This window comes from Allorhizobium sp. GW101-3B10 (genome assembly GCF_059424725.1).
Genome location: NZ_JBWKZR010000001.1, coordinates 3,320,275 through 3,339,826, shown reverse-complemented (window position 1 = coordinate 3,339,826; position 19,552 = coordinate 3,320,275). Strand labels below are relative to the sequence as shown.

At 58.6% G+C, this 19,552-nt stretch carries 14 protein-coding genes; 10 read left to right on the top strand and 4 right to left on the bottom strand.

Translation table 11 applies throughout. From position 1 onward, the window contains the following. Positions 1 to 72 precede the first annotated feature (72 nt). Positions 73 to 2,289, top strand: a complete 2,217-nt coding sequence (locus tag AC07Y0_RS16590) for an FAD-dependent oxidoreductase (protein WP_498678829.1) — start codon at positions 73 to 75, stop codon at positions 2,287 to 2,289. A gap of 1,001 nt (positions 2,290 to 3,290) precedes the next feature. Here the strand turns inward: AC07Y0_RS16590 and AC07Y0_RS16585 are convergent. After that, positions 3,291 to 3,668 (bottom strand): VOC family protein, encoded by a 378-nt coding sequence (locus tag AC07Y0_RS16585; RefSeq protein ID WP_498678828.1) that lies wholly within the window; start codon positions 3,666 to 3,668, stop codon positions 3,291 to 3,293. A 226-nt stretch (positions 3,669 to 3,894) separates the two neighbouring features. Here AC07Y0_RS16585 and AC07Y0_RS16580 point away from each other — a divergent pair, with 226 nt between their 5' ends. The 4 genes from AC07Y0_RS16580 (at position 3,895) to AC07Y0_RS16565 (ending at position 8,906) form a co-directional block, all read left to right on the top strand. Continuing rightward, positions 3,895 to 4,992: a YncE family protein gene (locus AC07Y0_RS16580; protein WP_498678827.1), complete on the top strand. Its 1,098-nt coding sequence runs from the start codon at positions 3,895 to 3,897 to the stop codon at positions 4,990 to 4,992. Positions 4,993 to 5,080: 88 nt separating this feature from the next. Further along, complete coding sequence (locus AC07Y0_RS16575) at positions 5,081 to 6,193, top strand: di-heme oxidoredictase family protein (protein ID WP_498678826.1); 1,113 nt, start codon at positions 5,081 to 5,083, stop codon at positions 6,191 to 6,193. Between the two features lie 17 nt (positions 6,194 to 6,210). Continuing rightward, positions 6,211 to 7,602 (top strand): M16 family metallopeptidase, encoded by a 1,392-nt coding sequence (locus AC07Y0_RS16570; RefSeq protein ID WP_498678825.1) that lies wholly within the window; start codon positions 6,211 to 6,213, stop codon positions 7,600 to 7,602. Continuing rightward, on the top strand, positions 7,599 to 8,906 hold the full coding sequence (locus AC07Y0_RS16565) for a M16 family metallopeptidase (protein ID WP_498678824.1): 1,308 nt from the start codon (positions 7,599 to 7,601) through the stop codon (positions 8,904 to 8,906). The genes AC07Y0_RS16570 and AC07Y0_RS16565 overlap by 4 nt, the downstream gene beginning before the upstream one ends. Positions 8,907 to 9,031: 125 nt before the next feature. On the opposite strand, the gene AC07Y0_RS16560 is transcribed toward AC07Y0_RS16565, so the two are convergent. Then, a protein-coding gene (locus AC07Y0_RS16560) for an IS3 family transposase (RefSeq protein ID WP_498673386.1) occupies positions 9,032 to 10,131 on the bottom strand; the annotation gives its coding sequence in 2 pieces (ribosomal slippage) (positions 9,032 to 9,879 and positions 9,879 to 10,131; 1,101 coding nt in all). A 34-nt stretch (positions 10,132 to 10,165) separates the two neighbouring features. On the opposite strand from AC07Y0_RS16560, the gene AC07Y0_RS16555 reads away from it, so the two are divergent. Then, a complete protein-coding gene (locus tag AC07Y0_RS16555) occupies positions 10,166 to 10,642 on the top strand; it encodes a LysR substrate-binding domain-containing protein (RefSeq protein WP_498680257.1) in 477 nt (158 codons plus the stop codon). 279 nt (positions 10,643 to 10,921) lie between these two features. Beyond that, positions 10,922 to 11,809, top strand: coding sequence for a SphA family protein (locus AC07Y0_RS16550; protein WP_498678823.1), 888 nt, complete (start codon positions 10,922 to 10,924; stop codon positions 11,807 to 11,809). 359 nt (positions 11,810 to 12,168) lie between these two features. On the opposite strand, the gene AC07Y0_RS16545 is transcribed toward AC07Y0_RS16550, so the two are convergent. Beyond that, positions 12,169 to 12,837, bottom strand: coding sequence for a TetR/AcrR family transcriptional regulator (locus AC07Y0_RS16545; protein WP_498678822.1), 669 nt, complete (start codon positions 12,835 to 12,837; stop codon positions 12,169 to 12,171). Positions 12,838 to 13,256: 419 nt separating this feature from the next. Between AC07Y0_RS16545 and AC07Y0_RS16540 the strand changes: the two genes are divergently transcribed. Beyond that, positions 13,257 to 15,047: a methyl-accepting chemotaxis protein gene (locus tag AC07Y0_RS16540; RefSeq protein ID WP_498678821.1), complete on the top strand. Its 1,791-nt coding sequence runs from the start codon at positions 13,257 to 13,259 to the stop codon at positions 15,045 to 15,047. Positions 15,048 to 15,361: 314 nt separating this feature from the next. Here AC07Y0_RS16540 and AC07Y0_RS16535 read toward each other — a convergent pair whose 3' ends face one another. Continuing rightward, a complete protein-coding gene (locus AC07Y0_RS16535; RefSeq protein ID WP_498678820.1) occupies positions 15,362 to 16,405 on the bottom strand; it encodes a glycerophosphodiester phosphodiesterase family protein in 1,044 nt (347 codons plus the stop codon). Positions 16,406 to 16,601: 196 nt separating this feature from the next. On the opposite strand from AC07Y0_RS16535, the gene AC07Y0_RS16530 reads away from it, so the two are divergent. Both AC07Y0_RS16530 and AC07Y0_RS16525 read left to right on the top strand, forming a co-directional pair. Next, positions 16,602 to 17,717 carry an MBL fold metallo-hydrolase gene (locus tag AC07Y0_RS16530; protein ID WP_498678819.1) on the top strand — a complete coding sequence of 372 codons (1,116 nt, stop codon included), beginning with the start codon at positions 16,602 to 16,604 and terminating at the stop codon, positions 17,715 to 17,717. A gap of 58 nt (positions 17,718 to 17,775) precedes the next feature. After that, positions 17,776 to 19,536 carry a glycoside hydrolase family protein gene (locus AC07Y0_RS16525; protein ID WP_498678818.1) on the top strand — a complete coding sequence of 587 codons (1,761 nt, stop codon included), beginning with the start codon at positions 17,776 to 17,778 and terminating at the stop codon, positions 19,534 to 19,536. The last annotated feature ends 16 nt before the right edge of the window (positions 19,537 to 19,552 follow it).

Sequence of the window (19,552 nt, the reverse complement as noted above, 5' to 3'; positions counted from 1 at the left end):
GGAGAAAGTGCAGGCAGGCGGATGAGGGGTCAGTGCGCCGCTAACGAAATTCAAGGGAAGAGGAATCCCAGCATGAGCACCTACAAGAACTTCACCATTGAGACCGACGCCGACGGCATTGCGCTGGTCACCTGGAACATGCCCGACAAGTCGATGAACGTCTTCACCGTCGAGGTGATGGACGAGATCGAGGCGATCGTCGATGCGACCGTCGCCGATGCCGCCGTCAAGGGTGTGGTCTTCACCTCGGGCAAGTCGACCTTCTCCGGCGGCGCCGACCTCACCATGATCAAGGGCATGTTCGCCATGCTCGAGGCCGAAAAGGCCAAGGATCCCGACACCGCGATCAGGAAGCTGTTCGACGCCGCCGGCCGCATGTCCTGGCTGTGGCGCAAGGTCGAGACCAACGGCAAGCCTTGGGTCGCCGCGATCAACGGCACTTGCATGGGCGGCGCCTTCGAGCTGGCGCTGTCGTGCCACGGCCGCGTCGCCTCCAATGCCAAGTCGGTCAAGCTGGCGCTGCCGGAAGTCAAGGTCGGCATCTTCCCCGGCGCCGGCGGCACCCAGCGCGTCTCGCGCCTTGCCGGCACGCAGGACGCCCTGCAGATGATGACCACCGGCCAGTCGCTCACTGCCTCGCGCGCCAAGGCGATGAACCTCGTGCACCAGGTGGTCGAGCCCGACCAGCTGATCCCGGCCGCCAAGCAGATGATCAAGGACGGCCTGAAGCCCGTCGCCCCCTGGGACGAAAAGGGCTTCAAGGCCCCCGGCGGCGGCATCTGGACGCCGGCTGCCGCCCAGCTCTGGCCGGCCGCTTCCGCCATCCTGCGCCGCGAAACCGCCGGCAATTATCCGGCCGCTCTCGCCATCCTGAAGAGCGTCTATGAGGGTCTGCAGCTGCCCTTCGACACCGCGCTCAAGGTCGAGCAGCGCTATTTCACCGAGATCGTCCAGACCACCGAAGCCTTCTCGATGATCCGCTCGCTGTTCGTCTCGATGCAGGAGCTCGGCAAGGGCGCCCGCCGCCCGGCCGGCGTGCCGAAGTCGGAATTCAACAAGGTCGGCGTCGTCGGCGCCGGCTTCATGGGCGCCTCGATCGCCTATGTGACGGCAGCCGCCGGCATCCCGGTCACCCTGATCGACCGCGACATCGAAGCCGCCACCAAGGGCAAGACCCATTCCGAGGGCCTGGTCGCCGGCGCCGTCGGTAAGGGTAAGATGTCGAAGGAAGACGGCGAAAAGCTGCTCTCCCTCATCACGCCGTCCGCCGACTATGCCTCGCTGTCGGATGCCGACCTCGTCGTCGAGGCCGTTTTTGAAGACCGCGACGTGAAGAAGGCCGTCATCGAGGCGGTCGAGGCCGTGCTGCCCGAGGGCTCGATCTTCGCCTCCAACACCTCGACCCTGCCGATCACCGGTCTGGCCAAGAACTCGAAGCGCCCGGCCCAGTTCATCGGCGTGCATTTCTTCTCGCCGGTCGAGAAGATGATGCTGACCGAAGTAATCCTCGGCAAGGAAACCGGCGACAAGGCCCTGGCCGTCGCGCTCGACTATGTCGCCGCGATCAAGAAGACTCCGATCGTCGTCAACGACACCCGCGGCTTCTACGTCAACCGGTGCGTCTTCCGCTACATCCACGAAGCCTATGACATGCTGATCGAGGGCGTGCCGCCGATCATGATCGAGAATGCCGCCAAGATGGCCGGCATGCCGGTCGGTCCGCTGTCGCTCAACGACGAGGTGGCGATCGACCTGTCCCAGAAGATCCTCAAGGCCTCGATCGCCGATCTCGGCGAGGCCTCGGTCGAGCCGAAGCACATGGCGCTGATCAACAAGCTGGTCGACGATCTCGACCGCCGCGGCCGCAAGAACGGCAAGGGCTTCTACGAATATCCGGCGAAGCCCGCGAAGAAGTTCCTCTGGCCGGGCCTGAAGGACATGTTCGCCCAGAAGAAGGCCGACGAGGTCGACGTCGAAGTGCTCAAGCAGCGCCTGCTCGTCACCATCGCGCTGGAGGCGGCCCGCACCATGGAAGAGGGCATCGTCACCGACCCGCGCGAAGCCGATGTCGGCTCCATCCTCGGCTTCGGCTTCGCCCCCTATACCGGCGGCACGCTCAGCTACATCGACGGCATGGGCGTGAAGACCTTCGTGGAACTCTGCGAAACGCTCGCCGCAAAGTACGGCGACCACTTCCAGCCGACCCCGCTCCTCAAGGAAATGGCCGCCAAGGGCGAAACCTTCTACGGCCGCTTCGACCCCTACGGCGCAAGCGCGAAAGCGGCGTGAGGCTTCCCCTTCTCCCCGCCTGCGGGGAGAAGGTGCCCGAAGGGCGGATGAGGGGCCAAGCGCCACGCTCACCGCGAGACACATCACCCGGCATCAGGCCAAAGGCCAGGTGCCGGTTTTTTTGCCTGAGCGGACCCGACCCCTCTTGGCCGTCATCCTCGGGCAGGTTTTGACTGAGACCGACACTTCTTGACTATAGAGATTTGGAGCCAGCCCCCGCAACCAGTTCAGACATAAAAGCCTCACCGCTCCCGTATAGGGGGCGATTTTTGCGTTCAAGGGGCTACAGATAAATTGGACAGCTCGAATTATCGCCTTTCCGCGACTGACGGTATGATTTGAGGAAAATGCCACCTCTTCCTGGTAAGGCAGGCAGACAGGCAAAACCCTTCATGTCACGTCAGGAACGGGCCTCCGGTATCGGCATGGAGCGCCGCCGCGGCCCATCGCTGGGTTATCGTCGAAGATCCATGAGGCCGTCGGCAATCCCAGGCGTTCATAAGACCAATGTCAACCTTGAGTCCGCTCAGATCATTGCCTACTTCGTTCGACGCTGGCAAATCAAGGTCACCTTCTCCGAAACGCGGGCGCATCTTAGTGTGGAAAACTCAACGGCAGTGGAGTGAAAAAGCCATCGTGCGCACGACACCATCGCTGCTGGCGCTTCAAAGTCTCGACACTCTGGGCATGCCAAGTGCTCGGCCCAGGCGCTCTTCCTTGTGCCGCAGCATGGTACAAGAAAACAGACTTCACCTTCTCCGGTGTAATCGGCGCCGTTCGCATGATTTTGTTGGGGTCAGGACATTTATCGACAGTACCCGCGAGACCCCGACATTCCCAAAACCCAAACAGAACGCCTCAAGCGCACGGCACAGGCGCTTTGCTTCGCCGCACAATGTTGCAAAGTCAAGCTTAACATTTGCGGTGGTATTTATAGGCATGCTTGCTCTTCAGTCCATCCACCATCGCCGATGTTTCTTCAGCTTTCCCATTGATTGCGCTCATCTCGTAGTTTGAGGTTGGAATAACTCGATAGGATTACCGGATGGGTCCTCAATAAGAATCTGTGTTCCACCTGGACCTGTGGTAATGTCGCTTCTAAATGTAACGTTGGCGGCGCGCAAATTTTCAGCGGCAGCCTTTACATCGTCAACGGCCACCACCAGCCGGTTCCAACCTCCGGGTTCGGGAATTTCGCCGCTATCTAATGCTCGCGCAGCTGAACTGGCTGGCCCACTTAACCACAGCGATAGATTGCCGCGTTTCAATGAAGCAAACGGTGGCCCCCAACTCTCCTCCAAAGAGAAGCCTAGGTGCTTTGTGTAAAACAGTACTGCCGCGTCTACATCGGCGACGAGATAACGAAAGATCGTACTCATTCTAGATCGTCCCGGCTGAATGATAAAGTCCTCACAACACTATCACCATCTTCGAACATCTTGCAACCTCTAATGGCAACCAATTGACTCGCGTTAGGGCGTAGTGTATATAAAAACCGCAATGAGGAAACGCCATGATATATTAATGCTCTCTGTCAGCGTTAATTGAATGCTGACAGCGTATAAATTTCGCTGAAACAGCTATCAACGCACACGGAGACTTGCTATGTCTATCTTGAATTCTTCAAGTGGAAAGGTTTTTCTGTTGCTTTCCGCATTTACACTTACAATGACATCTACATTCGCCGGCTCATCAAACAATACCGCTGGCAGATTTGTCATCGCCACCAATTGGGCGGAGAATACACTTTCACTAGTTGACATCGATAATGGCATTGAAAAAGCCAAGATTAGGGTTGGGGCCAAGCCCTACGATATCAAAATTGACAAGGACGGGCGGTTTGCATTTGTGGCGTTATCCGGGAGCAAGAACATCGAGATTATAGACGTTCAAGCTAATCTCGCATTCGGTGCAATACCAGTAGGTGAAAGCCCGCGTGATCTTGCAATGACTTCAGACTACGGACGCATTGTGGTTGCAAATTCTGGTAGTAATTCCATATCAATAGTTGACGTCGCATCTCGCAAGGAATTATTTCAGGTTCCTGTTGGACTGGTTCCTTATGGTGTAGCACTTGCCAAAAACGACACATTGGCAGTCATTACCAACTGGGGCGAGGGAAGTCTGTCGATTGTTGATATCAACGCCAGGCGAGAAGTTTCTCGCTTTAGAGTAGGTAATCTTCCCTATACTGTCGTTGTACCGAAGGATAGTTCAATAGCATACGTTAGTGTCTTTGGGGACGATGTCATCGCAACTGTCGATTTAGATAAGTTCGAACTTAAGGACAAGATTGCTGTCGGCCGGTCTCCTTGGGGATTAACCAGTTCTCCCGATGGAAAACGGCTCGCTGTAGCCAACTTCTATGGTAACAGCATATCAGTTATAGATGTACCGGATGACAAAACCGCAACTCCAAATGTTAAAACCTATTTGGCGGGGGCACAGCAAGATTCTGTGACCACAGATACGGAGTCGGATGGAGCCAAGGAGGCTCCTAACTTCCCAGAATCGATGCGGATGAAGAACGTCTCCATGCGCAATGACGGCCGTATCGCTTTTACAGACTTGGCGAACAATGCCGTTGGGACATTTGACATCGAGTCGGGCAAATATCTGACATATACGCCAGTAGGGCAGGCGCCTTATGGCCTGGAATTTCTACCAAATCCTGCTGGAGATAAAAGAGCAGCGCTCGAATAGCCGATTGAACCCATGCCGGTCTCACAATTCGCCACATATCGAATTGTGAGACCGTATTTGTTGTCAAACAGCGATGATGGGGCACAAATTGAAACGAGTACTTTTTGTATTCTTCCCTGTGGGAATATCCCTATCAGCTATTTTCGCCTCTATGGGGGGAACAGTTGAGCAAGATTTTGGTGAGCAACGTCCAGTGGGCTTCTCCTATTTTGGTGAACCGGTTAAAGGACTCTCAAAACAAGAGCTTGCGCAATTCAAGCGTGGTTTGATGATATTCTCTCGTGCTTGGCCAACAGAAGGTGCACTTGTGAAACCTTTTAACGGTGCAAGTTGCTCCTTTTGCCACTCTGTGCCGATGACTGGTGGGAGTGGTTTGACCTCTATGACATTCGTTCCTGAGTTCGATGCTTCTGTTCGTTTGAGTCGATTTCATATGGATGTTGATAAGACCGTTATCTTCTCCAATTTTCCTTCAAATACTCACTCTAGGCGGACGCCCGGACTATTCGGCCTTGGGTTGCTTGAGTTGATCTCAGATGAACAATTGTCTGCGGGGACCGCGTCTGACGGTACGCACACCGACAATTCTCGACGTTGGGGAGGAAAAGAAAACAGCACAAAAATTGGACGTTTTGGCCTTAAAGCATCACAAGCCAGCATTACTGAGTTTGTTTTGACAGCGCTCAACCGTGAGGTGGGAGTTTCCCTGCAACATCAAGCGGATCCTGGGTATGCTTATATAACTGAAGATGAGGTCTTGGATTTGACGGCCTTTGTGCGATTCCTGAGCGCTCCGCGAAGAAGTAGGCCGATCACCGAATCCAGCAAAAAGGGCGGTAACGTTTTCATTCAACTAGGTTGCTCATCCTGCCATCGCCAGAGTTATACTGTAACGGCATCATGGCTCAATAACGGAGCCGAAACGGAAATCATGCCTTATACAGATCTGGCTATTCATGACATGGGACCAAGCCTAAAAGGTGGAGTTGCAGAGGGAAAGGCATCTGATAGCGAATGGCGTACGGCTCCCTTGTGGGGGATCTCTTCTCTTGGCCCCCCCTATCTCCACGACGGACGAGCGACGACGGTTGAAGAAGCGATAATCTTGCATGGCGGAGAGGCAGAATTGTCTCGCCAGAAATACGTAACAGTGAATCAACGGGATCGCGAAGCTCTTCTTGCATATCTAGACACACTATAGCCAGAAAGGACAGTTCAATGGTTGGCCCCAACATAGTCAAAGCTCTGACGCTTTGCCTGTTTGCCATATCAATCACGAGCTTGTCCTTTGTCGCATTTGGCGAAGAGACCAAGCGACAACTTATCACAAACAATTTTGTCCAACTTGAATTAGCCAATGGTTTAAAGATTGTTATATTGCGTCAAGCACGGTTCCCTATCGTCGCACACCTAGTGATCTATCTCGCGGGTTCAGATGCCGATCCTCCAGGGAAAAGTGGCCTCGCGCACTATGTTGAACATCTTACTTACAAGGATAACAGAGTAGGAGGCACGCAGACGTTAAAAAATACAGTATATTCATGGGGCGGATGGCAGAACGCCTATACGACCTATAACTCAACTTCCTATTTCCAAACTATTCCGCCGCAAGCGTTACGGGACGTTATGCTCCTAGAAGCAAAGCGAATGTCCGGTCTGGAGATAAATGCCAGCTCGGCGGATGACGAAAGAAAAATAATCCTAAACGAGCGCCGTCAGCAAATCGAGGTTGAACCTATGGCGCTGCAAAATGAACGCACGCGTCAGATACTTTTTTTGGGACATCCATATGCAACACCCGTCATTGGCTCTGAAAGAGACATCAACAATATCGCAATGACAGATGTTCTTTCATTTTATGAAAAATGGTACAGACCCAACAATGCCGTTGTTCTAATATTTGGCGACATCAACCCCAGTGTCGTTAACAAAATGGCAGTAGAAATCTATGGTGTAGTTCCTAAAAAGAATGGCACTGAGAATATTGCCTCTGCTGACAACCTGCTGCCTTTGCAAGGTAAAATACGGTTTAGCGATCGTGATGCGTCGGGAGCTTCTCGAATACTATCTATGAGCTTTGCAACAGAAAGCTATGGAAGGATCACAGAAGCCGAGGTCTTGGCAAAGCGAATTGCGGTTGCAGCCATAGGGGGTGGGCAACAATCTATACTTTATAAGTATTTGGTGATCGACAGAAAACAGGCGCTCTACGCAAACATGTATTTTAGATATGCAAGCAAGCACTGGGGTTTAGTCAATGTTATTGCATCACCTCGTGATGCTGTAAGCATCCATGAATTGGAATTAGCAATTGATTCAACCCTGTTGAATGTTCACAAGAATGGCCTGACCAGAGAAGAATTTGAAGTTGCCAAACGTTTGATCGAGAGAACCATCAGGTTTCGGCTTGATAGTAGCAGAGTTAGGGCTTTCGAAATCGCGGAGGCGCTTGCGTTGGGTGTTGATGCAGCAGCGGCCACCGCCCCACTAATAGCAATTGAAGCCGTAACCTACGATCAAGTCAACGCCGTGGCAAAAGCCATCACAAAGGAAAACTTAAGGGTAGTTAGCACCCTGAACGATGACGATCTTGGGCGTGTTTCCGAATGAAGCAATCAACCTCGATCTATTTTTTTGCTCTCATTTGCATCATTCTTTTGTTTACAGGGATCAGTGCTTTTGCAAATCCCAAAGAGGTTCTCTCAAAGAGTGGTGTTCGAGCTTGGCTCGTAGAGGACTATTCGACCGATGTTATTGCCTTGCGTGCGGAGTTTGATGGAGGCTTTGCACTAGAATCTCCTCATAAAAAAGGACTAGCACTCCTTGTTGGTTACCTGCTTGATGAGGGAGCGGGCAACTATGATGGCGCAGAATACCGGAAGCAGCTTGAAGAAAGCTCAACAAGTATCAGCTTTGAAAGTGATTTTGAAAAATTTGCTATTATGTTGAGAACTACAAGTTCAGGACTGGAAAAGGGTGCCGAATTACTTGCCACGTCGCTACGATCTCCTACCTATGATAATGCAGCAATAGAGCGTGTGAAGAAGCAGTTAGTGTCGTGGATTGAAGGTAAATTGTCCCAACCCCGATCAAAGGCTGATATAATTTGGGGTAATTTAGGCTTTGGACAAAACCTCCTTACAAAGTACCCTGATGACACGCGAGAAATACCTGATATTAAAAAGGATGATCTTCGGAATTTTTCAAATCAACAGTTCCAGCGACAGCGCCTAACGGTCGGCCTGGTGGGCCCAATCAATGTGATGCGAGCTGGCAAAATACTTGACCTCATATTCGGTCAACTTCCGTTAGTGGAAGGCAAGGACGTCGTCCCGACGGTGCGAAATTTTGGCGCAAGCGTTGTCTCTTCCAATCTGATTGCAAACCAAAGCTTCTTCACGTTTGGTCAATTATTTCTAAATCTTAGCTCTGAACAGCGTGAGGTGTTGCATCTCGCGGCCGCTGTTTTAGGAGCAACTCCCTATTCACGGCTGCCCTCGAGTCTTAGATACCAGGATAGTCTCGTATATGCTGCAAACGTTCAATTTCAAGACACCCATTTTGGAGGAATCTTCTATGGCCGCACATCTGCCCGATCGCAAGATGCGGATCAGGTCGTTGCCACAATTGAACGCGAGTGGAGCCGGATAACAAGAGAAGGTATTACTTTTGAAGAATTCGAACGTTACAAACAAAACCTATCCGGAGCCCATCTTGTAAGTTTGGACTCCTCCCTCAGTCTTGCGGAAGATTTAGCTTCTTCTCAGCGCCGTGGAATTTTGCTGAGCGAATGGCCGAATGTGCATAGTCTCGTAGGCAATCTCAGTTACGAAGAGGTACAATTTCTTATCAAACAGACGCTATCGTCCACCCCTCTATTGATTTCGTTTGTTGGCATTCCTGCGCGACAATAATGCAGGTAGAGGGTCTGCGGCGTCTCCGCCCCATTGAATATGCGGTTGCATCGGTCAGGTCGTGGGTGACCTGAGACCCACTTTCCCTCCAGTTTTCGGGAGAGTCTTGGGTTTTTAATCTGGCCTCATGCGGCCTGTTTTTCCATAGCCATTTTCATTGCGAACTCGCTGGGGGTGATATTGCCCAGCGACGAGTGGGGTCTGCTCCTGTTGTAATCCTCCTTCCATGCGTTGATGGCGGCTCGGGCCTGAGTGAGCGACGAGAACAGGGTCTCGTTGAGGCACTCGTCACGGAAGCTGCCGTTGAAGCTTTCGACGAAGCCGTTCTGCATCGGCTTGCCTGGGGCGATGTAGTGCCATTCGACCTTTGCTTCCTGGCACCATTTGAGGATGGCCATACTGGTCATCTCCGTGCCGTTGTCCGAGACAATCGTCCTCGGCTTTCCCCGTCTGGCGATGAGACTATCCAGTTCGCGGGCAAGCCGTGCCCCCGACAGGGATGTGTCGGCGACCAGGCACAGGCATTCACGGGTGAAGTCGTCGACCACCGCCAGAACACGGAACCGGCGGCCGTCGGTGAAGGCATCGCTGACGAAGTCCAGGCTCCAGCGCTCGCCCGGACGCGACGGCAGAGCCAAAGGACGTCTCGTCCCCAAGGCCCGCTTTCGGCCGCCGCGCTTGCGCACCGTCAGCTTCTCCTCGCGATAGAGACGTCGAAGCTTCTTCAGGTTCATGACCATCCCCTGCCGGTCGAGCATCACGTGGATACGGCGATAGCCGAAGCGACGACGCTCGGACGCCACCTTCTTCATCGCCTCGCGGATGGACGCATCGTCCGGCCGCACGCTCCGATATCGCATGCTCGAACGATCCACCGATAGAACCTCGCACGCCCGACGCTGGCTCACCCCGTGCTGCGCACAGACGTGAGCCACCGCATTCCGCTTCACATCGGGCGTCACCATTTTTTTGCAGCGACATCCTTCAGGATCGCATTGTCCAGCATGGCCTCGGCGAGCAGCTTCTTCAGCTTGGCGTTCTCGTCCTCGAGCGCCTTCAGCTTGCGGGCATCGGACACGTCCATGCCGCCGTACTTCGCCTTGTATTTGTAGAAGGTTGCATCCGAGATGCCGTGCCTGCGGCAGACATCGACTGTCTTCGCGCCCGCCTCCTGCTCCTTCAATATTCCGATGATCTGTTCTTCCGTGAACCGTGAACGCTTCATTCGTCCGTCTCCTTGATGTGACGGACTCTACCAAATTCTGGAGGAAGTTCAGGGTCTCAGGTCACTTGAGGACCGGCTTTGCTGCGTCGTCGATGCGGATGGGCCGTTCTCCACCGGTGTGATGTCGCAGGCCGACTTTCTGTCCGCTGGCCACGTCGTGATGCAACCGCCCAACGGCGGGGAAAGCTTCGCCCAACGGGCCTTCGATCGCGTCGGTATCAAGCTGAGGATCGAGGTGACCACCTATTTCTTCACGTCGCTGCCGCTGCTTGTTCGCGGAAGCCGAAGGGTCGGTCTGGTGCAGCGGAGCCTGGCGCAAGTCCTGTCGAAGCTCGGTGGCATCAAGATCGTGGAGCCGCCGTTTCCGCTGCCCGCGCTGCAGCAGTCGCTTCAGTGGCACAGTTACCGGACACGTGATCCGGCCCTCTCGTGGATCCGCGAGCAGATCCACGAGACGGTCCGCTCGATCGCTGAGGGTGGCGTGGTCGAAGGCATAAACCCTGCGACGTGATGAATATGTCCGAGCCGGGTATTTATTCTGCGAATAGCTCGTATTGCCAATGACCATTTTACATTCGTCAAGTGCCGGCTTAGTCCGGATTTCAGGTGGTATCGGGTTTCCTTAAGGGTCTCGATGCGCCGGTGGCGAGGTGGCCGCCGAGGGGGAAGGACAGCAGACAATCTGGATGACCAGACTCGCTTACCGCGAGGACGACGTCGTGCGCGCGTTTGCGACCCGGAGCCCTTCTCGCGGGTATCGTCGTCGTTGTTCATGTGAGGAGGATGGATAATGAAATTCAGGAAATTCGGGCTTGCCGCGGCACTATCGGCAACAACGCTCTGTCAGGCGCAGGCTGCCGAGAACGGCAACACGCAGTATTCGCCGGGTTCGCCGCAATTCTTTGCTGCAGGCATTCCACCCTACCCCGGTCTCTATTTCCTTTCCCAGACCAACTATTTCACCGCCGACCGGACCAACGACTCGAACGGCGACAGGGTGCCGATCGACTTCGAGGTCAAGGCGCTGGCGGAAACCTTCCGCTTTCTCTACGTCAGTGACATCGAAATCGGGGGCGCCCAGCTCTGGGGGCAGGTCGTCGTTCCGGTCGTCCATCTCGACATGTCGCTGCCATTCGGTGAGGACACCACGCTCGGCCTCGCCGACATTACCACCTCCGTGGGGCTCGCCTGGCACCCGGATCGCAACAACACGTTCGTCGTGGGTGTCGACGTGGCAATGCCGACCGGCAAGTACGACATCTCCGACATCGCCAATATCGGCGTCAATCACTGGTCCGTTCAACCGACCGTCGGCTATCACTATTCGGATCCGCAGGGTCTCGAGGTCGCCACCACGGCTCGTCTGATCTTCAACACGGAAAACACCGAAACGGACTACAAGTCCGGCACGGAATTCGTCTGGGACTATGCCGTCGGCTGGAATTTCGACAAGATCCGCCTCGGCGCGGTCGGCTATTACCTGGAACAGTTCACGGACGATACCGGCCCGACGGCCGCGGCCGACGGGCATCGCGGCAAGGCTTTCGCCATTGGTCCCTCCGTCACCTATTCCTTCAATCCGGGCATGCAGATTAGCGCATCATGGCAGCATGATGTCGTCGCCGAAAACCGCGCCCAGGGTGATGCGGTCTGGGTGAACTTCGCAACCAAATTTTGACGATAGGTTTCGATTTGCCCTGAGAAGTAGCCCGGCATGGCGGATACTTCCAACGAGAACCAGTGGCCGGCCGGCGGTTTCCCAACAGGTGCCATCGGTCGGCCGCTCGCAAGCCTTTGCTGCGGCGAGGGCGTAGGCGTCTTCGCGGTCGGCCTCAGGGCGAAATTGCGGCCGGTCGCCCGTCCAAGGCAAGTCCGCGATGACGGACGATATGGCCAAGCCGGACGGTTCACCGCTTCCGGGTGAGAGAACATCGTCGCCAAAGCGCTCGGCAAAGACCCGTTGGCCACATGGCGCCGTGTCGCTGTCGTGCGTGCCGGGATGGTGTTTGTGCGAGGGAAGTGGACCCGCTACGATGCTCAGCAGCTGGCAGCGGATGTCCGTTGCGCAAAGGCGTCAGCATTGCGTGCAGCCTCGTCGGTCCGCTTTGTCGCGTCATCCGGCGCGCATCCCATCGCACGCAGGATGACGCGCACGATATCCGGCACGGACGTCGCGTCGATCCTGCTCTCGCTGAGAAGCCAAGAAGCCTGCTCGACAAGCGCGACGACGAGGTGTGCGGCAAGGTCGACGGACCCGACCGCCAGCAGGCCGGCGGCTTGGGCGTCGGCAAGGTCCCGCCGCAGGCGGGCCTGCACCGCCGGGGCGATGTCCGGAAGCATAGCAGCCGCACGTGCTGCCAGACGTGCTTGGGTCGGCTCGGCCGCCAGGTCGCGGAGCAAGAGGGTCACGACCGTGGCCATGCGGGTCAGCGGGTTGTCGACGGTTAGACGGGCGGGGTCCAAACGCTCGCTCAGCTCCGTGAGAAACGTTTCGCCCAGCTCTGCCTCCAGAGCCGCAAGGTTCTCAAAGTACAGGTAAAAGGTCCCCTTGGCCAAGCCTGCCGTCTGGGTCACCGCCTCCACTGTCGCCGAGGCTGCGTCCGGGGCGGAATAGCATGCGCGTGCGGCTTCGAGGATCGCCGCGCGGGTGCGGGCACGCTTCGCCTCGCCGATTGCTGCCCGACGCTCCAGGTTCACTCGTGCCATCATCGCTCCTTGGCCCGCGCGTCAGCCGCCTCCGGCCTCCAGTTTGGCCCGGAAGGCGAAAGCGGCCTTGGCGGGAATTGCTCCCAGTCCAGGCTCGGACGTTGTCTGCCCTGCTGTCTTCCCACGTTCGACACGGCCGTCACGTAAGTCAGGGTTGCCGGGAATTTGAGCGCGCAATTTAGTCGTGCTGAAGTTCCTTGTCGATACGCAAGAAATGTCGGATTTCTGCCGGTTCTGCATGCGGTTTGCGGAATATTCAGACATCCTAAAGCATTTCCCAAGAAAATTATCAACATCAGGATTCTTGAGTAACGTATTGAAAGCCCTAGGCTTCTGCGCTGCTCGAACAGCATACTCCGCTGCTATGTCAGGTTGTCGTCAGGCGCGGATCATTTCGCTCTCTAAGGGAAATCTACACCATGTTCGGATTAAATTCGGCGGCTGAAAAAGCAAAGCTCAGCGCGATCGATATGATCAGCTCCAAGATCATGATCGCTGATGAAAAGCTCAATATCACGTACATGAACCCGGCAACCCGAGAGCTCCTCGCGGAAGCAGAAAGCGATCTGAAGAAAGAGCTGCCAGGTTTCAATGTGTCGACCCTGATCGGCTCGAACATCGACATCTTTCACAAGAACCCTTCCCACCAGAGGAACATGCTTGCGGCACTGAAGACCCAGCACAAGGCGACCATTTCGGTAGGCCAGCGGGCCTTTGATCTTATCGTGACGCCGCTGCGTGAAGGAAACAGGGTTTCGGGCTTTGTCGTCGAATGGGCAGACGCGAATGTTCGGCTCATGAACCTCGACTACCAGGGGCAGATCGAGGCCATCGGCCGCGTGCAGGCGGTCATCGAGTTCACGCTTACAGGAGAAGTCCTCAGCGCCAACCAGAATTTTTGCGATGTGCTCGGCTACCGCCTGGAGGAAATCGTAGGACGGCATCACAGCATGTTCGTGGACAAGGCCTATGCCTCGTCCGCCGAATACCACCAGTTCTGGGAGCAGCTCAGATCCGGCCGTTTTCAGGCGGCTGAGTTTGTTCGCCATGGCAAGGGCGGGAAACGGGTGGTCATCAATGCCTCCTACAACCCCATATTCGACGAGAAGGGCCGGGTGGCCAAGGTCGTGAAGTTTGCGACCGATGTTACGGGCCGTGTCGAGAATGTGGATCAACTCGCAGGTGCCCTCAAGGCGCTGGCGGACGGCGACCTGACGCCGACCCTCGGAACACCGTTCCTGCCCTCACTGGAGACGCTGCGGGTGGACTTCAACGAGGCCTCGTCGAAGCTTCGCCTGGCGATGCAGCAGATATCACAGAATGCCGGGGCAATTGCTGCGGCATCGCAGGAGATACAGTCGGCGACGAGCGATCTGTCAAAGCGCACGGAGACTCAGGCCGCCTCGATCGAGGAGACCGCCGCCGCACTTGAAGAAATCACGACGACCGTCAGCGACTCCAGTCACCGCGCCCAGGAAGCCGGCGAACTCGTACGCAAGACGAAGAACAGCGCCGAGCTTTCCGGCAAGGTCGTTGGCCAGGCGGTTGAGGCGATGGGCAAGATCGAGCAGTCCGCCGGGGAAATCGCCAATATCATTGGCGTGATCGACGAAATCGCCTTCCAGACCAATCTTCTGGCACTCAATGCGGGCGTCGAGGCGGCGCGTGCCGGCGAGGCGGGGAAAGGCTTTGCCGTTGTGGCCCAGGAAGTTCGCGAACTGGCCCAGCGTTCCGCCAAGGCGGCAAAGGAGATCAAGGAACTGATCAACACGTCGAACGAGCACGTCAAGAGCGGGGTGGCATTGGTCGGCGATACCGGCAAGGCGCTGCAGGAGATCGTCGTCCAGGTTGTCCAGGTCGATGGCAATGTCGGCGCGATCGTCGAGGCGTCCCGCGAGCAGGCAACCGGCCTCAGGGAAATCAACACCGCCGTCAACACCATGGACCAGGGAACGCAGCAGAATGCGGCAATGGTCGAGGAAACGACCGCCGCGGCCCATGGCCTTGCCAAAGAGGCGGAGCAGTTGTTTCAACTGCTGGCGCAGTTCAACATCGGGGCCGGGGGCAATCAGTATCGTGCGGCCAAGCCCACAGCCCAGCGGCAATCCGGACCGGTGGCAGCGCCGGCGCGCCAGACGACGGCCAAGGTGGCCCAGGCATTCAACGGCAATGCCGCCCTCAAGGGCGGCGAGGGCTGGGAGGAGTTTTGATGTCGCAGATCGCGCGTTAGATCGGTTCTCCACCGGCCAGGCGGAGCAAGACCATGCCGAACGGCATGGTCTGGGCCTGACCTGGAATGGAGGAGATATCCATCGCCCACATCACCCTTTGACGCCGACGCTCTTTGCCTCCGGCTCTTGAACATCTGAACCGCGAATTGGCCAAGTGGGGAATGCTTAGTCCGCACCCACCATGCTGCCATCGCTACGAGAGCCCAAGCCAACGCCTGATGAAGTGGCTGTGCGAGGGCGCCGCCGAGGCGGCCGGACAGGGATGAGGCGCGACCCGTCTGCGGGGCGGTCGCTCAGCTGCCGGCACCACCATAGTGCCGGCCCAGGCCCTGGCGGTCCAGCCAGTCGATCAGCGCCTTCGGCTCGTCGGTCTGGATGATGGTCGCGCCGCGGGCGATCCAGAAGCCGTAGACTTCGTCCGGTTTTCCGCCGGCAATGGCAAGCCCGTCGCCGCGCCCGCCGGCGACCATGCCCTCGGGCCGGTCGGTGATCGGATAGGTGTTGATCCACAGGTGGAAATCGTCGCGGATGGCCGCCGCGCGTGCCTGCGGCGAAAACAGCGGCCCGCCGGTTTCGGTGAGCGGTTCGGAGGCGTCCTTGCGCCAGTGGATCATCTCGGTGGCGCGGGTGGAAAAGGCCCGGGCGACCCGCTCGACGAAGGCCGCGTCGCGCACCGCGTCGTCGGCAAGGATCGGCATGAAGGCGACGTCCGGGCCGATCCGGTCGAGCACCGCCCGGGCGCGCTCCAGCCGCTCGTCATTCCAGATCGCCGTCTTGATCAGGATGCCGTCGGCCGTGCCGAGCCCACGCGCGGTCGCGACGATCTCGACGAGGTCTTCCGGCTCGAGCTTGTTGTCGATGTTGACGAAAATTCGGCCGCGGGCATGGACCAGCATCTCGGAAAGCGTCGGCACCGCCTCGTCGGTGACGATGCCGCTGCCCTCGACGATCAGCCGACAGGCTCTGAGCGTGGCCAGCGTCGTGTCGGAAACCTTGCCCCGACAGGTCGTGGTCCGCTCCAGCGTCGCGTCGTGCATCACGACCAGCACGCCGTCCTTCGACCGGCGCACGTCGAGCTCGACCATTTCCACGCCGATCGCTGCGGCATTGTCGATCGCCGCCTTCGAATTCTCCGCCCGCACCACCTCGCCCATTTCCTTCCAGCCGGCGCGGTGGGCGACGACCATGATGTGGTCGCGCCACTGGTTGGCGTTCGAAAGCCGGTCGCGGATCAGGCTGGCATGGCCGGCCGGTGCGGTCGGGCCGATCGAGGCGTCCGAGGGCAGAAGCGGAACGAGCGAGAGAAACGCGGCGAGAATCGGGGCGGTCAAGCGCATGGCGGCTCCTGGTCCGGATGGTTGCACGCAACCGCCTTAGATTGCGTCGGTCACAGGCCGATGAAGAAACGGTGACGGTTCGGTGACGGACGAAAGGAGGAGAGCGCGAGAGGCCGTTCCCGCTTGCAAAGGCAAGGGCGATGCGGCTCTATGGAGCGGGGATACCCCGGCAAATGCAGGGGCTTTGGGGAACGGCATGGGCAAGGGGCAGGGGCGCGCCGGCGCTGCGGCAACATCCGGCGACCGCCGGGGTGGGCAATTGCGCGCGTCGGCGGCTCGGCTGTTGCGCGTGTTGGCGGTCGGCGTGAAACGCCTGCCGGTCGTTGCCCTGTTGGGTGCGGTGCTGTGCGGCTGCCACACGCTGGGGGAGGGCGATCCTGCCCAGCGGCATCCGGGCCTGCTGCCGCTCGGCCTGTGCTCCGCCGGCCTGGCGCTGCATCACCTCAACATCGCCGCCGGCCTCTATGTCCACCGCGCGGAAGCGGACGACGGTCTGGTGCTGCCGCGGCAACAGGCACTTGCCGGCCTCGGCATCCGCGGCGACAGCGTGACCTGGCTCGGCCATTCTTCGGTTCTGCTCAGGCTCGGCGGCATGACCATCCTGACTGATCCGGTCCTTGCCGGCGGCTTTTCGCTCGAAAGCCCGCTACCGCACCGCCATGCAGCACCTCCGCTTGCGCTCGACGACCTGCCGCCGATCGACATCGTCGTCATCTCCCATGGCGACTACGACCATCTGCACACCCCGTCGCTGAAGGCCATCGCCGCGCGCTTTCCGAAGGCCCGCATATTGCTGCCGGACGGGCTGGAGAAATACGGTGAGGAGGCCGGCTTCGCCGCGGTCGATCATCCGGTGGTCGGCGAGACGGTGGTCGCCGGTCGCGCCCGGCTGACGGCGCTGGCGGCCGTGCATGGCACCCGCCGCAACCTGCTCGCCAAGCTCGACGGCGAGGCCTATTCCTGGGACATCCGCATTCCCGGCCGCGCGGCCCTGTTCGTAGGCGACAGTGCCCATGACGGTGCGGTTTTCGGCGAGATTGGCCGGACCCGCGGTCCCTATGACCTGGCCCTGGTGCCGATCGGCGCCTTCGAGCCGTCGCCGCTGGTCGCCGACATGCATTCGACGCCGGAAGATGCCGCCCTTATTCTGGCCGAACTGCGCGCTAAGCTCGGCATCGGTATTCATTGGGGAACCTTCGCGCTCTCGCCCGAACCCCTTCGCGCACCGGCCGACCGCTTTCTCGCCGCGAGCGACGGCCATCGCCGCGCCCGGGTGCTGCGGATCGGCGAAACGCTTGCCCTCGGTCATTAGGGAACCGGCAGGACGACCCGGTCGTTGTCGAAAGAAAACGAAGCGGAAGGACGAGCCCATGGCGCAAGAGAACGGCGATTCCCCGGCAACGACCGGCAGGGCGTTGGCGCAAAGCGGTGATTCCGGGCCGGATGAGGCCGACACCCTGCGCATCATATCCGCCGATCTTCCGGTCAACGCCACGCTGCATCTGTGGCTGAAGGCCGCGCATGCCGACAAGCCTGGCTCGGTGTCGCTGCACAGCGCCAATGGCAAGTTCGGCGAGGTCCAAGCGGTCAATGCCGAGGAGAATTCCTTCCGCATCTACCATGTCTTCGGAGGCGGCCGCATCGAGCTGCGCTACGACAGCGCGGACACATCGGTGTCGGTCGCCTACTGGTTCACCGCCGCCGACGTGCTGGAGACCGGCATCACCGTGCTGCATACCAATCCGGTCAACGCCCCGCCGGATCTGCCCGCCGGCTATCATTTCCGCCCGCCCTTCGGCTGGATGAACGACCCGAACGGTTTCGGCCGCTTCGGCGGCCGGCCGCATCTGTTCTACCAGCACTATTCGCATGGCCGCATGTGGAACAACATGCACTGGGGCCACGCGGTCTCGTCCGACTATCTGCGCTGGCGTCACCTGCCGGTCTTCCTCTTCCCCTCGGAGGAGCTGTCAGCGCGCCCAGACAAGCGCGGAGGGGCCTTTTCCGGTTCTGCCATTCCCCTGCCCAGCGGCCCGGGCATCCGGGTGTTCTTCACCGAGAAGGTGAGCGAGCGAAAACCCGAGCAGGAGATCCAGATGTCGGCGGTGTCCGCCGACCTGTTCAGCGCCGGCGAGGCTTCGGTCATCCTGCCGCACCGGCCGGACGGCGAGGGGCTGACGCTCGATTTCCGCGATCCTTACGTCTTCAAGGGTCCCGACGGGCGCTGGAAGATGCTGCTTGGCAGCCAGAGCGACGAATGCGGCGTGATCCTGCTCTACGAGACGCAGGATCCGCAGGCAGCCGGCGGCTGGACCTATCTCGGCAAGCTGATGGTCGAGACGCGCCACAGGACCACGGCGATCGAATGCCCCTGCCTGCTGCCGCTCGACGGCGAAGCGACGGACCCCGCCACCCGCTGGGCACTGATCTATGGCCTGATGAACGGCACGGACGAGCGCACCGGCCGGCAGAATCTCACCATGGTCGATGTCGGCTGGTTCGACGGCAGGGCGTTTTCGCGGGAGTTTTCCCGGGAACTCGACTTCATCACCGACAACTATGCCTTCCAGGCCTTCATGGATGGGGCGAACCCGGTCGGCATCGGCTGGCTCGGCAACTGGGCGGATACCGGCCCGGCGGTCGACTTTCCCTCGGCGATGACCCTGCCGCGCACGCTGAAGCTCGAGGGAGGGCAGCTGCTCACCCCGCCGATCGGCGCGGCGGAAAGCCTGCGCAGCCACATCATCGACCGGACGCGGCTGGCGGCCGGCGAAACCGTTGCCTTCGTCAATGGCGCGGTGGAGCTGCTGTTCGAGCTGCGCGAGGCCGGGCTTCCCTTCGACCTCACATTCGACCATCCTGGGGTCACGCTCGGCCTGGTGCAGGACGAGACCGGGCTCTGGCTGCGCTATGAGCGGCAGGGCCGCATCGCGCCGCGCTACATCGTCGAGGGGGCACAGGTGTGCCGGGTGCGCATCTTCCTCGACTACGGCTCTATCGAGGTCTTCGTCGATGACGGCCGGATCGCCGGTTCCAAGCGCATCGACGGCTTCGAACCGGTCCGCTCGGCCCGTCTTTCGGCGGCGCCCGATGCCGTTCCCCATGCGACGGTCTGGTCCTTGCGCCTCTAGCCGAAACCGTTCCGGC

Bases quoted from the DNA above. Each gene is read 5' to 3' on its own strand.
- AC07Y0_RS16530 (WP_498678819.1), top strand. From the start codon at position 16,602: ATGGGCAAGGGGCAGGGGCGCGCCGGCGCTGCGGCAACATCCGGCGAC.
- AC07Y0_RS16585 (WP_498678828.1), bottom strand. From the start codon at position 3,668: ATGAGTACGATCTTTCGTTATCTCGTCGCCGATGTAGACGCGGCAGTA.
- AC07Y0_RS16525 (WP_498678818.1), top strand. From the start codon at position 17,776: ATGGCGCAAGAGAACGGCGATTCCCCGGCAACGACCGGCAGGGCGTTG.
- AC07Y0_RS16545 (WP_498678822.1), bottom strand. From the start codon at position 12,837: ATGGCACGAGTGAACCTGGAGCGTCGGGCAGCAATCGGCGAGGCGAAG.
- AC07Y0_RS16570 (WP_498678825.1), top strand. From the start codon at position 6,211: ATGGTTGGCCCCAACATAGTCAAAGCTCTGACGCTTTGCCTGTTTGCC.
- AC07Y0_RS16580 (WP_498678827.1), top strand. From the start codon at position 3,895: ATGTCTATCTTGAATTCTTCAAGTGGAAAGGTTTTTCTGTTGCTTTCC.
- AC07Y0_RS16540 (WP_498678821.1), top strand. From the start codon at position 13,257: ATGTTCGGATTAAATTCGGCGGCTGAAAAAGCAAAGCTCAGCGCGATC.
- AC07Y0_RS16535 (WP_498678820.1), bottom strand. From the start codon at position 16,405: ATGCGCTTGACCGCCCCGATTCTCGCCGCGTTTCTCTCGCTCGTTCCG.
- AC07Y0_RS16590 (WP_498678829.1), top strand. From the start codon at position 73: ATGAGCACCTACAAGAACTTCACCATTGAGACCGACGCCGACGGCATT.
- AC07Y0_RS16550 (WP_498678823.1), top strand. From the start codon at position 10,922: ATGAAATTCAGGAAATTCGGGCTTGCCGCGGCACTATCGGCAACAACG.
- AC07Y0_RS16565 (WP_498678824.1), top strand. From the start codon at position 7,599: ATGAAGCAATCAACCTCGATCTATTTTTTTGCTCTCATTTGCATCATT.